A 14,006-nucleotide genomic window follows, 5' to 3' on the forward strand; every position below is an offset into this window, starting at 1 on the left:
GTTCACGTGTCGTGAAATGCAACAGGCAGAAAATAAACGATTTTTTCAGCTTGAATTTGCCTGCCATTCCCATAAACAACAAACCCTTAACGAACTGTTGAAATTCGCGATGGGAAAACCGTGCCAGAAGACCTGAACAACATGTACCGCGTCCGTGGACACGTAAAATGGTTCGACCCTGCAAAGGGTTATGGCTTTGTTGTATCCGAAGAGGGCGGCCCGGATATTCTGTTGCACGTAAATGTTCTGCGCAATTACGGCCAGAGTTCGGTTGCGGATGGCGCCAGCATTGAAATCATGACTCACCGCACGGACCGAGGGGTTCAGGCGGTCGAGGTCGTTGCGATTGATCCGCCGGCGCGGACCGACTCGATGATGCTTGCCGATTTCGCCGAGCTGGATCCGGAGGCTATCGCAAAGGCGCCGCTGGAAGCCGCACGGGTGAAATGGTTCGACAAAGGCAAGGGTTTCGGATTTGCCAATGTCTTTGGGCGAAATGAAGACGTATTCCTTCATATTGAGGTGTTGCGCCGGTCGGGTCTTGCTGATCTGCAACCAGGTGAAGCACTGGCCATGAGGGTGATCGACGGCAAGCGTGGTCGGATGGCCGCGCAGGTTCTGGCCTGGGAAGCGGCTTTGGATAGCTGAACCGGATGAAACGGCTTCGGATACTCTTGACCATATTCGTAACGTTGTGGGCAGGAGTTGCCGCTGCTGCTTGCAGATCGGATCGTGTCACACTCAGAAATGACAGTGCGACCGTGCAATTTAACGTGGAAGTCGCCGTCACTCCGCAAGAGCGATCCCGCGGTTTGATGTTTCGCCAATCGTTGCCGGCTCGATCCGGTATGCTGTTCGTCTTTGATCCGCCGCAACCCGTTGCTTTCTGGATGAAGAACACACTGATCCCGCTCGATATGGTTTTTCTGGATCGCACCGGTTTGGTGACGCGTGTGCATGAAGGCGCGATTCCGGGTGATCTTACGCCGATTGAAGGGGGCGATTCCGTATTTGCGGTGCTGGAAATCAATGCAGGATTGTCCGCGCGCTACTCCATCAGGCCCGGGACACAGATGAAGCACGAAATTTTTTCGCAAGGACCTGCAATTTGGCCCTGTTAGGGCTTTTCAAATCTGATCGGCGTCGTTAGGAAGGCGCACGGTCCGGGGCGTGGCGCAGTCTGGTAGCGCACCTGTTTTGGGTACAGGGGGTCGTAGGTTCGAATCCTGCCGCCCCGACCACTTCCATCAAGCTAATTCGGCGAGCCACCCATTGTCTGGTAGAGCTCGCCGATGGCTTGATTCAAAACCTTACTTTCAACCGGAACTTCAACTGCCGCACCGGTTTTTTGTGGGACGTGGAAGAAAACATGCGCGTCCACGCGATACCCTGCGTTTGTTTTTGTTGACGTAAGACGCATGACGCTTTGGGGCAGTTCCTGCGGATGGCCGTCATAGTTCAGAATCAGAAAAGCTGTCGCCTTCGGGGGCAGGAACTCACTGCATTCAAAAACTTGGTTCCCGGTTTTTTTGAAAGACTCGCCAGGGCCCGAGCAACTGGTTTCAAACGTATCGAACAGCCGTTTCGGGAAGGATTCAAACTGTGCGCTGCGTGACGGGATGGGCACATCTTGTGGTGCGCATGCAACGATGCAGGCCATGGCCGGGAAAAAATGAAACAACTTCATTCGTTTGAACTCCCTCGCTCTTGGGTAAACCGTTCGGCACATGGCGCAGGTCTGTTTGCCCGGACGGTATTGATTCCCTTTCAAGGTAACCAGCATGCCATTGGTTGATCAAATCCAGATAACTATGCTGGTAAAAACGGGAATTCATTTTGAGAGCGCAAAACGTCGGCGGAAATTCGCCGTGGATGAAGCTGTGGAGGAATCGCGGCCTGCACGTAGAAGACCTCAAGCAACCATCAGGTCAATAAAAAAGATTTGGAAAATGACCTAAAAAGGGCGTTGACCTACTATGGGAACATACGTCAAATTGTATGAGCCAACGAGATTGCCACAACATCTGGTGTATATTCCAGAAAAGGCAGCGGGCGAGGGTCGGATAAGCACAAACGATTATCGTGCGGCCGCATTAGCGGCATTGCGCTGTCCAAGGCAGCGAACAGTACCTTTTTGCACGCTTCTCAGGGCGTTGTGGGCGACACCCTGCAACACAAGATTTGGTGTCGGGAATCTGAAATTGAGCTGAATAAACCAGGGCTGCGGACATGAAGATTGAAAGAAAATTCACCAAACCGGATCAGGACGCCTATGCGGAACTGAATTTTGTGTCGGCAACATCTGAAATCCGAAATCCGGACGGTACAATTGTCTTTCGTCTTGATGACATCGAAGTCCCTTCCAGTTGGTCGCAGGTTGCAAGTGATGTGATTGCGCAGAAATACTTCCGCAAGGCGGGGGTGCCCACCAAGCTCAAGAAATTGAAGGAAAAAGATGTTCCTGAATTTCTGTGGCGATCCGTTCCCGCGGAAGGCGCAGAGTTCGAAGGAGAAACATCGTCGAAGCAAGTGTTCGACCGTCTGGCCGGTGCCTGGGCCTATTGGGGCTGGAAGGGCGGCTATTTCTCGACCGAGGAAGACGCGCGCGCCTATTTCGACGAGATGCGCTATATGCTGGCGACCCAGCGCGCGGCGCCGAACTCACCGCAGTGGTTCAACACTGGCCTGCACTGGGCTTATGGAATCGATGGCCCGGCGCAGGGGCACCACTATGTCGATTACAAGTCCGGCAAGCTGACCAAGTCGAAATCGGCCTATGAACATCCGCAGCCGCATGCGTGCTTCATCCAGTCGGTCGATGATGATCTGGTGAACGAAGGCGGCATCATGGACCTGTGGGTGCGCGAGGCGCGCCTGTTCAAATACGGGAGCGGCACAGGCACCAACTTCAGCCATCTACGTGCAGAAGGCGAGGCGCTGTCGGGCGGCGGTAAATCCTCGGGCCTCATGGGCTTTCTCAAGATCGGCGACCGCGCCGCTGGCGCGATCAAATCAGGCGGAACAACGCGTCGGGCAGCAAAGATGGTGATCGTCGATGCAGATCACCCGGACATCGAGCAATTCATCGAATGGAAGGTGATCGAAGAACAGAAGGTGGCCTCGATCGTTGCCGGATCGAAGATGCACGAGAAAATGCTGAACGGCATTTTCGAGGCCATCCGGTCTTGGGATGGATCTGCCGATGACGCCTATGATCCGAACAAGAACGACGCGCTGAAAAAGGCGGTTCGTGAAGCGAAAAAGGTCGCAATCCCGGAAACTTACATCAAGCGTGTGCTGGACTATGCCAAGCAGGGCCACGACAGTATCGAGTTCCCGACCTATGATACAGACTGGGATTCGGAGGCGTACAGCTCGGTTTCGGGACAGAACTCGAACAATTCCATCCGCGTGACCAATGCGTTCCTCAAGGCGGTTGAAAAGGATGCCGATTGGGAGTTGATCAACCGCACCGACGGCAAGGTGGCCAAGGTGGTCAAGGCGCGGGATTTGTGGGAAAAGGTCGGCCATGCGGCCTGGGCCTGTGCCGATCCGGGCATCCAGTTCCATGATACGGTCAACGAGTGGCACACATGCCCCGAAGACGGTGAGATCCGCGGTTCGAACCCGTGCTCGGAATACATGTTCCTGGATGATACGGCCTGTAACCTGGCCTCGATGAACCTGCTGACCTTCCTCAAGGATGGTGAGTTCCAGGCAGCGGATTACATGCATGCCTCGCGCCTGTGGACCCTGACGCTGGAAATCTCGGTGACCATGGCGCAGTTCCCGTCGAAGGAAATCGCGCAGTTGTCTTATGACTTCCGCACACTGGGTCTGGGTTATGCCAATATCGGCGGTCTGCTGATGAACATGGGCTACAGCTATGACTCGGACGAAGGCCGGGCGATCTGTGGCGCGCTGACCGCGATCATGACCGGTGTGGCTTATGCGACTTCGGCTGAAATTGCCGGAGAGCTTGGCCCGTTCAAAGGTTATGAGCGCAACGCCGAGCATATGCTGCGTGTCATCCGCAACCACCGCCGCGCGGCGCAGGGTGTGACAGAAGGCTACGAGAAACTAGCCGTCAAACCGGTGCCGCTGGATCACGGCAACTGCCCGGACAAGCGCCTGGTCGATCTGGCCATGTCAGCCTGGGATGAGGCGCTGAGCCTTGGTGAGAAGAACGGTTATCGCAACGCGCAGGCCACCGTGATCGCGCCCACCGGCACCATCGGTCTGGTGATGGATTGCGACACCACCGGGATCGAGCCTGACTTTGCGCTGGTGAAGTTCAAGAAGCTGGCCGGTGGCGGTTACTTCAAGATCATCAACCGCTCGGTGCCTTCGGCGCTGGAAAAGCTGGGCTATTCCTCGTCGCAGATCGAAGAGATCGTATCCTACGCAGTTGGTCACGGCACCATCGGCAATGCGCCGGGTATCAACCACACTTCGCTGACCGGTCATGGCTTTGGCCCCAATGAGCTGGCCAAGGTGGACGCCGCGCTGGAAAGCGCCTTCGACATCCGGTTCGTCTTCAACCAGTGGACACTGGGCGAGGATTTCTGCACCGGTGTTCTGGGCATCCCGGCGACCAAGCTGAATGACCCGACATTCGACCTGCTGCGTCATCTTGGTTTTTCCCGTGCGGATATCGAGGCGGCCAACGACCATGTCTGCGGAACCATGACGCTGGAAGGTGCGCCGCATCTGAAGGAAGAGCATTATTCAATCTTCGACTGCGCCAACCCGTGCGGGAAAAAAGGCAAGCGTTTCCTTGGGGTTGAAAGCCATATCACCATGATGGCGGCGGCGCAGAGCTTCATCTCGGGTGCGATCTCGAAGACGATCAATATGCCGAATGACGCGACCATCGAGGATTGCCAGAAAGCCTATGAACTCAGCTGGTCGCTGGGTGTGAAGGCCAACGCGCTCTATCGTGACGGTTCGAAACTGTCGCAACCGCTGGCGGCAGCACTGGTCGAGGATGACGACGAGGCGGCAGAGGTGCTGGAGAGCGGCTCGGCGCAGGAAAAGGCCGTCGTTCTGGCCGAAAAGGTGATCGAGAAGGTTGTGGTCAAGGAAATCATCCGCAGCCATCGTGAAAAACTGCCGCATCGCCGCAAGGGCTATACCCAGAAGGCAATCGTTGGTGGCCACAAGGTCTATCTGCGCACCGGTGAGTTCGAAGACGGCCAGCTGGGCGAGATTTTCATCGACATGCACAAGGAAGGCGCCGGCTTCCGTGCGATGATGAACAACTTTGCCATCGCCGTGTCGGTTGGTCTGCAATACGGCGTGCCGCTGGAAGAATTCGTGGACGCCTTCACCTTCACCAAGTTCGAACCCGCGGGGATGGTGCAGGGCAACGACTCGATCAAGAACGCAACGTCGATCCTGGATTATATCTTCCGCGAATTGGCCGTGTCCTATCTGGATCGTACCGATCTGGCCCACGTGAAACCCGAAGGCGCAACCTTTGACGATCTGGGTCGGGGCGAGGACGAGGGTGTCTCGAATGTATCGGAAATCAGCGATACAGCCGCGTCCAAGTCGTTGGAAGTACTGAAACAAATCAGCTCCACTGGCTATCTGCGCAAGCGCTTGCCGCAAGATCTGGCTGTGTTCAACGCGGGTCAGGTCGAGGTGAACGGCATGGCTGAACCGGCGGCTTCCTTCGAAGCACCGGCAGCCGAAACGGCGGTGGCCACCGGCATGGACGCCCGCACAAAGGCCAAGATGCAGGGGTACGAGGGCGATCCCTGCGGCGAATGCGGAAACTACACGCTGGTGCGCAACGGCACCTGCATGAAATGCAACACCTGTGGCGCGACAAGCGGGTGTAGCTAAGGAAAGCGCCCCGGCAACTCGGGGCGTAGGGGTCGGACGCTGCCCTAGGTAACCGACCCCGACGAATTCGGAGAAAGGACACAAGACTTACCAGATGTCCTTTCTTCACTCGGCCGACATGCCCGTGTTGGCCGGGAACAGGGTGGGGCGGAATATTTGCTCCCTCCCACTCTTTCACGGAACGGGTGCGCTCGTTCCATGCGACGTCCAGGCCGCAGGCAAAAAAACACCGGGCGGTCAACGAAATGAGCCTGGATGGCGAAACTGACAGGGGGCTTCGGCCCCCTTTCTTTTTTGCGACTGGTTGCCCGGATGAGCGCGGTCTTGCCGGATCGGGCCATGCCTGTCGGGCAAGTTTTGCCGAAACGGGTCTGGCAAGGTTTTGCCCGGCGGTGTGTCGCAACACCGACTCGGGCAAACACGCAAAGATTGGCGCGACTTCCCGGAAATCACGCAAAACGGGTGACGCCTGCGGCTGTTGCGGTGTTTCTGGGGCCTGTCCGGACGAAGACATAATCAACTTATCCAGGAGGCACGAAAATGAAACCGCAGTACTTGATTGGGATTTCCATTGCTGCACTGACCTTGCCGGGAGTGCTCTCGGCGCAGTCCTCAACCGACGCCAATGGCGATGGCGTTCTGACCATCGAAGAAATTCAGGCCGTGTTGCCCGACGTTGACGCCGATACATTTTCGGCGATGGACGCAAATGGCGACGGGGCGCTGGATGCTGATGAAGTGGCCGTTGCACAAGAGGCAGGTTTGCTTCCACCCAGCAACGGGTAAACAAGAAAGGGCGGCCCGACACGCATCGGGCCGCTTGTTCAGATGCTATAACGGCAAGTGAATGTTGAATTTTTCCCGAATTTCGGCATCCAGAACCGGGTCGAACCGGGCCGCCGACGGGGTGGACAGGATCTCATTCTTTCGGGCCACTGCCTTTTCAACCAGATCCGGCTTGCCAAGCTCCACCCATTCCTTGGGGGACGAGCGGTCACCAAAGGTCGGATAGACATAGTCGGCCTGCATCCGGCTGAGGGTCGCATCGGTGCCCAGATAATGGCCGGGGCCGCCCATGCATACGGATGCGATCTGATCCAGTGCCAGGGTTTCATCGGTCACTTCGATCCCGCGCACACAGCGCTGTGCCTGACCGATCAGGTCGTCGCTGAGGATGAGGCTTTCAAAGCAGAATCCCAGCAGCGAGGCGTGCATTCCAGCGGCTTCATAAACCATGTTCAGACCGGACAGCCCCGCCATCACGTTCGAGCACATCTGTTCCCACCCGGCCTGCATGTCGGGCAGCTTCGAATCTGACGCACCGGCCGCCGCGCCCCCCGGCAAGTCGTAGAAACGGTGCATCTGGGCGCAGCCTGCCGTCAGCAGAGCTTGTTCTCCGGAACCGATGGACATTGCGCCGGTCCGCAGATCAAGACCAAAGGGCCAGGTGCCGAAAACTGCGGGCGCGCCGGGACTTACGGCGTTTACATAAACCAATCCCGCAAGGCATTCCGCCGTGGCCTGGGTGATTGCTCCGGCGATGGTTGATGGCGCGGTGGCGCCGGCCATTCCGGCTGACAGCAACAGAACCGGCATTCCGGCCTTGATGCATTCCTCCATCACTTCGCAGCTTTCAGTGGCGAATTTCATCGGCGGGACGACGAAGCAGTTCGAGTTCGACACGAATGGTCGCTCGCGATATTTGTCTTCGCCGCCCGCGATCATGTAGATCATCTCCATCGCGGGGGCAACGTGGCTGGGTTCCGTGAAGGATGTGCCGACGTGTTTGAATGTTCCTGAACAGCTGGCGTAGATCGTGTTCAGGTCCATTTCCAGGTTGTCCGCAATGTCGCGACAGACCATGGGGCGCTGAACAAAGTGAATATTGTCAAGCTGTTGGCAGATACGTGCGGCATCGTGCAAATCCTGAACGGTTGAATCGCGATACTCGCGACCATGCACGTCGACCATGGAAACGGCTGCACCAGCCGTGCCGTAATGTACTTTTGTACCTGTAAGGTCCAGATCGGTTTTTCCGTCACGGCTGTACAAAGTGACATTGCGGTTCGCCTTTGCGATCGTGTCTTCGACAAGCGCACGGGGAAAGCGGATGCGGCCATCGTCGCCCAAAATGCAGCCTGCACCAACCAGATAGTCGATCCCGCTTTGCGGCGCGTCCGCCAGACCAATGGTTTCCAATGCGATCAGGGCGGCCTCGTGGATACGTTCGATCTGTGCCTGGGTCAGGACATTCAGGACACCGCCCTCCATACCGGGGCGCACGGGACGCAGATGTTCAGGCAATGCGGTTGCACGGGCAGCGCGACGCGCAGCGCGACCGCCGCTGCGCGATGTGTTGCGGGATTGGTCGTTCATTTCTTTTTCCGATCTGTGAGAGATGTTTGGGGAACTGGCAAATGGCCGCTTACGGCCGTCCTCTCGCTGCACGCCCCCGGTCCGCACCAATGGTGCGGCTGATCAGGCTGATTTTCCAGTCGTGGTCAGTCATTCCGCCTCTCAACGTTTGGCGCAACAATTCCAAAACACGGCGACGCAATCTGTTCTGTTTGCGACCTCAACGGAATTTACTTCAGCAAATATCTGCCCAACAAACCTCTGACGGAATTCTAAGGCAGATTTTCTCCCCCGAGGACAGAAATCTGTTATACTGCATTCACTTACTCTTGAGCTTTGCGTGCAAGGAATTGAACTCTGACAAAAGCGATCCCAGTTGAATTTTAAGTTAACACATGATCTGAAGCCCGAGTGAAATCGCGTTGAAACAGACTTTTGAACTTTTTTCTGTCCTGATTGTCGTGGCTCTGACGGCCAGCGCCAGCCCGGTTTTGGCAGAGGATTGGACAGGGGGGTACGTTGGGCTCAGCTTTGGGTACGCGGATGCGGATGGACCGGGTGGATCAAGCGGGGACGACACCGCCTTTGGTGCGCATGTAGGCTATGATCAGGATTTCGGGGCTTTCGTTCTGGGCGGTGAACTTGAATACAACCGCCTTTCCCTGAACCTCAGCCAGTCTCAGGGCAGTCTGGACAGCATGACCCGATTGAAACTGCGTGGCGGGTACGATTTCGGCAGCGCGCTGGGGTATGTCGTCGTTGGCGCGGCACGGGCCGAAACATCCGTCGACAGCGATACCGCCGCTGTTTACGGGATCGGCATCGCTTATCCGATTGGCGAGAATTTTGTCATCAGCGGTGAGGCGCTGCGGCAAGACTTCGATGATGTCACCCGATCCACCGGTGGTCTGGATTCTAACGTCTTCAACTTGCGTACAACGTTTCGTTTCTGACAACAGGCTTATTCAGCTGCGTGCTGCCTCGCAAGATGCGACGCGAATTCGCAAAGCGTTTTCAGCGCAACCGCAAAGCGTTCATCCGCTACGGTCATGGCCACCCGTATGTGCCCGGCAGCGGCCTTGCCGAAGCTTTCGCCGGGCATGACGGCAATTTTGTGTGCGTCCAGTAGCGCGTTGGCAAACGCGTCCCCCGACATCCCGGTCGCGCGGATATCCAGCATCAGATACATGGCGCCCTGCGCGGGGACGAGGCCAACGATGTTTTGCGAGGCCAGAATATCCATGGCCAAGGCACGGCGGCGGCGGAACGGAGCAGCGATTTTTTCTTCAAGTTCAACACCCGCGGTCAGCGCAAAACTCGACGCGTCCTGTACGAACCCGGGAACGCCGTAGGTGGTGTGGGTCGCCAGATTGATCAGATGGGCGATGACCTCCTGTGGGCCGACGACCCATCCACATCGCGACCCCGTCATGGCGTGGGACTTGGACATGGATCCAACCACAAGCGTTCGCTCTGCCATGTCGGGCAGCGCACGCGGAGAAAGATGTTCACCGTCCCAGACCTGCGTGTCGTATACCTCATCCGAGATCAGCCAGAGATCGCGCCGCCTGCAAACAGCAGCGACAGCCTCGAGCGATTGACGGGAATAAACCACGCCGGTCGGATTGTTCGGCGTGTTGATCAACAGCGAAACCGCGCCTTCAGCAGCGGCATCGATCCGCTCGGCCTGGGGCTGGAAAGCGTCATCGGCCGGGGTTTGAACCGCACGGGCCACGGCGCCAACGCCCCGAATCGTGCCGGGATAGGTGGCGTAGTACGGGTCGAGATACAATCCGACATCACCGGGATCGCAAACGGCCATATGTGCCGCGAACAGGGCGGCTTGCCCGCCGGGGGTGATCAGAACGTTGTTCCGAGAGGTCGGAACGCCAGTGCGGGTCTGAACTCGTGCGGCGACCGTGTCGCGCAACAGGTCCGTGCCGGGCACCATCGCGTAACCTGTATGGCCGTTGCGGGCCGACAGCTCCATCGCCCGAAGAATCGAAGGGTCGGTTCGGGTGTCATGTTCACCGATCGTCAGTTCGGTTACGGCTTGTCCTTCACTCAACATCCGGCGCGCGCGATAGAACACGTCCCAGCCATCGCTGCCGCCGCCGGTGATCTGCGTGATGCGTTCAGACAATCTCATGAAATCGCCCCTGGTTGCTTTGCGCTGAATGGGGCAGAGCAGTGGCCGTTTGTCAATCAGCTTCGCGGCGCCAGCGTCGCCTGAAGCTTTTTGGTCAGCGATGCGCGTACGAGGTCATAGGAAACCGTCAAACGATGGCGCAGCTCCTCGGTCTCGGCATCAAACGGCAGGCGGACCCAGCTGCGGTGAAAATAGGGGGCTTTCACCGCGACACCGGCATCAATCAGCATCTGAGCCGTCTCCGCATCGGGTGTTTTGACGGAAACACCGTCATTTGCAGTTCCGATACAGGCAAACATCTTGCCGCCAACCTTCCACGCGTCATGACCGCCGCCCCACGGGTCCGACAGCTCGGCTCCGGGAAATTCCTTGCAGATGGAATTGATGAAGTCTCGATCCATGACGGGCACTCTGCCGGACCTTGTGAACAAACTCAACGCTTGGCTTGGCGGGGTTCCCGTGCTAACCGAGGGGCATGAACCCGGTGACCTGCATCATTATCTGCTGCATTACCTGCTGATTTATCAAGCGGGCCGGTTTCTTTCGTTTTCATCCCTGAGACAAGTTGCTAAGCCCGCGCCAACGCGCAAGCCTTTGCTGTTTTCTAGGAGCCCGACCGATGACGACGATCAAGCTGCACAACACGCGGACGCGGACGAAGGAAGATTTCGTACCGATCGACCCTGATAACGTGCGGATGTATGTCTGTGGTCCGACGGTCTATGACCGCGCGCATCTGGGCAATGCCCGCCCGGTGGTCGTGTTCGACGTTCTTTATCGTCTGTTGCGGCATGTCTATGGCGCAGAGCACGTGACCTATGTGCGCAATTTCACCGACGTGGACGACAAGATCAACGCCACGGCACTGGCCCGCAAACAGGCGGGCGCGGAAGGCACGCTGGAGCAACTGGTGCAGGAACGGTCGGATGAAACCATCGGCTGGTACCTGCATGATATGGGCGCTTTGGGCACGTTGGAGCCGAACGAGATGCCGCGCGCGACCCAGTTCATCGCGCAGATGATCGCGATGATCGAAGACCTGATCGCCAAGGGTCATGCCTATGCCGCCGAAGGCCATGTTCTGTTCGCGGTGGATAGCTGGAAAGAAAGCTACGGCAAGCTGTCGGGGCGCTCGGTGGATGACATGATCGCCGGCGCGCGGGTCGAGGTGGCGCCCTACAAGAAGAACCCGATGGATTTTGTCTTGTGGAAACCCTCGACCGATGAACTGCCGGGCTGGGACAGCCCATGGGGGCGGGGACGTCCGGGCTGGCACATCGAATGCTCGGCCATGAGCTATGAGTTGCTGGGTGAGAGTTTTGATATCCATGGTGGCGGCAACGACCTGATGTTCCCGCACCACGAGAACGAGATCGCCCAGAGCAAATGCGCGCACCCGCACGGTGAATTCGCGCGGGTCTGGCTGCACAACGAGATGTTGCAGGTCGAAGGCAAGAAGATGTCCAAATCGCTGGGCAATTTCTTTACCGTGCATGATCTTCTGGAGCAGGGCGTTCCGGGCGAAGTGATCCGCTTTGTCTTTTTGCAGACGCATTATCGCAAGCCGATGGACTGGACCGAGAAGAAAGCCCGTGAGGCGGAGGCGACGCTGCGCAAATGGCGGGCGCTGACATCGGGCATAGAACCCGCTGCCAGCGCGGCACCTGAAGTGATCGCAGCGCTGAGCGACGATCTGAACACAGCAGGTGCCATGGCCGAGCTTTACCGTCTGGCGTCAGATGGAAACGCTGCGGGATTGCTGGCAAGCGCACAAATGCTGGGTTTGCTGCTGCCCCAGATGGGGGACTGGGCGGACACGGCGTCCATAGACCTGAGTGCCCATGCAGATCGCTTGGCAAAGGCGCGCGTATCTGCAATGGAAAACAAAGATTTCTCGGAGGTCGACCGCCTCAAGGCGGCGTATATTGCGGCAGGGCTTGAGGTTCGAATGAGCAAGGAAGGTGTTGAACTGGTGCCGGGCGCCGGTTTTGATGCCGCCAAGCTGGAGGAGGTCTGATGACCAGAGAACGCCTCTATCTTTACGACACGACGCTGCGTGACGGGCAGCAGACCCAGGGCGTGCAGTTTTCGACCGCTGAAAAAGTGCAGATCGCGCAGGCGTTGGACGCTTTGGGGGTGGACTACATCGAAGGCGGCTGGCCCGGTGCCAACCCCACCGACAGCGCGTTTTTCGAGGCGGCGCCAAAGACCGCGGCCCGGTTGACGGCATTTGGCATGACCAAACGGGCAGGGCGCTCGGCCGAGAATGACGATGTGCTGGCTGCGGTGATGAATGCGGGTACGCAGGCTGTCTGTCTGGTTGGCAAGTCGCATGACTATCACGTGACCCACGCGCTTGGCATTTCGCTTGAAGAGAACACGGAAAACGTTCGTGCTTCGGTCGCGCATATCGTGGCGCAAGGGCGCGAGGCGCTGTTCGATGCCGAACATTTCTTTGACGGGTACAAGGACAACCCCGAATACGCGACGGAAGTTTGCCGGGCCGCGCTGGAAGCGGGCGCGCGATGGGTTGTGCTGTGTGACACCAACGGTGGCGCGTTGCCGTCCGAGGTCGGGCGGATCGTGTCCGAAGTGATCGCGGCCGGTCTGCCGGGTGAACGGTTGGGTATCCACACCCATAACGATACCGATAACGCAGTGGCCTGTTCTCTGGCAGCGGTCGAAGCAGGTGCACGGCAAATTCAGGGAACGCTGAATGGTCTGGGGGAACGCTGCGGCAATGCAAACCTGACGGCGCTGCTCCCGACATTGCTGCTGAAAGAACCCTATGCCTCGCAGTTCGAAACCGGCGTCAGCCTTGATGCGCTGGCCGGGCTGACCCGCATCAGCCGCATGTTGGACGACGTTTTGAACCGGGTTCCCAGCAAGCAGGCGGCTTATGTGGGCGCGTCGGCTTTTGCGCATAAGGCGGGGTTGCACGCCAGCGCGATCCTGAAGGACCCATCGACTTACGAACATGTAGACCCGGCGAGCATAGGCAATGAACGTATCATTCCGATGTCGAACCAGGCGGGTCAGTCGAACCTGCGCAAACGCCTGACCGAGGCGGGGCTGAGCGTCAAAGCCGGTGATCCCGCATTGGGCCGCATCCTTGAACGGATCAAGGATCGTGAAGCGGTTGGGTATTCCTACGACACCGCGCAGGCCAGTTTCGAACTGTTGGCGCGGGATGAACTGGGACAACTGCCTGAGTTCTTCGAGGTCAAGCGCTACAAGGTCACTGTTGAGCGCCGGAAGAACAAATACAACAAGATGGTCAGCTTGTCCGAAGCTGTCGTTGTGGTCAAAGTGGACGGTGAAAAGAAACTGTCGGTCAGCGAGTCCATGGACGACTCCGGAAACGACAGGGGGCCTGTGAACGCGCTGGCCAAGGCGCTGGCGAAGGATTTGGGCCAATATTCGCAGGTCTTGTCGGATATGCGCCTTGTCGATTTCAAGGTCCGTATCACCCAGGGCGGGACCGAAGCGGTGACCCGCGTCATCATCGACAGCGAAGATGGTCAGGGGCGGCGCTGGTCGACGGTGGGTGTCAGTGCGAACATAGTTGATGCGTCCTTTGAGGCGCTGCTGGATGCGATCCAGTGGAAACTGGTCCGTGATTGCGATCCGCAAAAGGCAGCGGCCGAGTGAG

At 57.9% G+C, this 14,006-nt stretch carries 11 protein-coding genes and 1 tRNA gene; 8 read left to right on the forward strand and 4 right to left on the reverse strand.

Annotated features, from left to right (window positions below):
• The first annotated feature begins 141 nt into the window (after positions 1 to 141).
• From GOW04_RS03635 to GOW04_RS03645, 3 genes are all read left to right on the forward strand, one after another.
• The gene (locus GOW04_RS03635) at positions 142 to 648 is read left to right on the forward strand and encodes a cold-shock protein (RefSeq protein ID WP_174829352.1); all 507 of its coding nucleotides are present in this window, start codon (positions 142 to 144) and stop codon (positions 646 to 648) included.
• A 5-nt stretch (positions 649 to 653) separates the two neighbouring features.
• Positions 654 to 1,121 carry a DUF192 domain-containing protein gene (locus GOW04_RS03640; protein ID WP_171231576.1) on the forward strand — a complete coding sequence of 156 codons (468 nt, stop codon included), beginning with the start codon at positions 654 to 656 and terminating at the stop codon, positions 1,119 to 1,121.
• A 43-nt stretch (positions 1,122 to 1,164) separates the two neighbouring features.
• Positions 1,165 to 1,241: transfer RNA gene (locus GOW04_RS03645), tRNA-Pro, on the forward strand.
• Positions 1,242 to 1,252: 11 nt separating this feature from the next.
• Here the strand turns inward: GOW04_RS03645 and GOW04_RS03650 are convergent.
• A complete protein-coding gene (locus GOW04_RS03650) occupies positions 1,253 to 1,783 on the reverse strand; it encodes a hypothetical protein (protein ID WP_254430055.1) in 531 nt (176 codons plus the stop codon).
• Positions 1,784 to 2,229: 446 nt separating this feature from the next.
• Here GOW04_RS03650 and GOW04_RS03655 point away from each other — a divergent pair, with 446 nt between their 5' ends.
• Together GOW04_RS03655 and GOW04_RS03660 are read left to right on the forward strand one after the other, a co-directional pair.
• Positions 2,230 to 5,850 (forward strand): vitamin B12-dependent ribonucleotide reductase, encoded by a 3,621-nt coding sequence (locus GOW04_RS03655; protein ID WP_171231577.1) that lies wholly within the window; start codon positions 2,230 to 2,232, stop codon positions 5,848 to 5,850.
• A 540-nt stretch (positions 5,851 to 6,390) separates the two neighbouring features.
• Positions 6,391 to 6,636 (forward strand): hypothetical protein, encoded by a 246-nt coding sequence (locus tag GOW04_RS03660; RefSeq protein ID WP_117868858.1) that lies wholly within the window; start codon positions 6,391 to 6,393, stop codon positions 6,634 to 6,636.
• Between the two features lie 45 nt (positions 6,637 to 6,681).
• Here GOW04_RS03660 and GOW04_RS03665 read toward each other — a convergent pair whose 3' ends face one another.
• Positions 6,682 to 8,226, reverse strand: coding sequence for a trimethylamine methyltransferase family protein (locus GOW04_RS03665; RefSeq protein ID WP_171231578.1), 1,545 nt, complete (start codon positions 8,224 to 8,226; stop codon positions 6,682 to 6,684).
• Between the two features lie 401 nt (positions 8,227 to 8,627).
• Here GOW04_RS03665 and GOW04_RS03670 point away from each other — a divergent pair, with 401 nt between their 5' ends.
• On the forward strand, positions 8,628 to 9,158 hold the full coding sequence (locus tag GOW04_RS03670; protein ID WP_253283440.1) for an outer membrane protein: 531 nt from the start codon (positions 8,628 to 8,630) through the stop codon (positions 9,156 to 9,158).
• A gap of 8 nt (positions 9,159 to 9,166) precedes the next feature.
• Here GOW04_RS03670 and GOW04_RS03675 read toward each other — a convergent pair whose 3' ends face one another.
• Both GOW04_RS03675 and GOW04_RS03680 read right to left on the reverse strand, forming a co-directional pair.
• Entirely contained in the window at positions 9,167 to 10,354 is a 1,188-nt protein-coding gene (locus GOW04_RS03675; RefSeq protein WP_171231579.1) for a pyridoxal phosphate-dependent aminotransferase, read from the reverse strand.
• Between the two features lie 56 nt (positions 10,355 to 10,410).
• A complete protein-coding gene (locus tag GOW04_RS03680) occupies positions 10,411 to 10,755 on the reverse strand; it encodes an MmcQ/YjbR family DNA-binding protein (protein ID WP_171231580.1) in 345 nt (114 codons plus the stop codon).
• Between the two features lie 218 nt (positions 10,756 to 10,973).
• Between GOW04_RS03680 and cysS the strand changes: the two genes are divergently transcribed.
• Complete coding sequence (cysS, locus tag GOW04_RS03685; RefSeq protein ID WP_171231581.1) at positions 10,974 to 12,371, forward strand: cysteine--tRNA ligase; 1,398 nt, start codon at positions 10,974 to 10,976, stop codon at positions 12,369 to 12,371.
• A complete protein-coding gene (cimA, locus tag GOW04_RS03690; protein WP_171231582.1) occupies positions 12,371 to 14,005 on the forward strand; it encodes a citramalate synthase in 1,635 nt (544 codons plus the stop codon). Before cysS ends, cimA begins: the two co-directional genes overlap by 1 nt.
• The last annotated feature ends 1 nt before the right edge of the window (position 14,006 follow it).

The sequence above is a fragment of the Ruegeria sp. HKCCA4812 genome (assembly GCF_013034245.1).
Classification (GTDB): Bacteria; Pseudomonadota; Alphaproteobacteria; order Rhodobacterales; family Rhodobacteraceae; genus Ruegeria.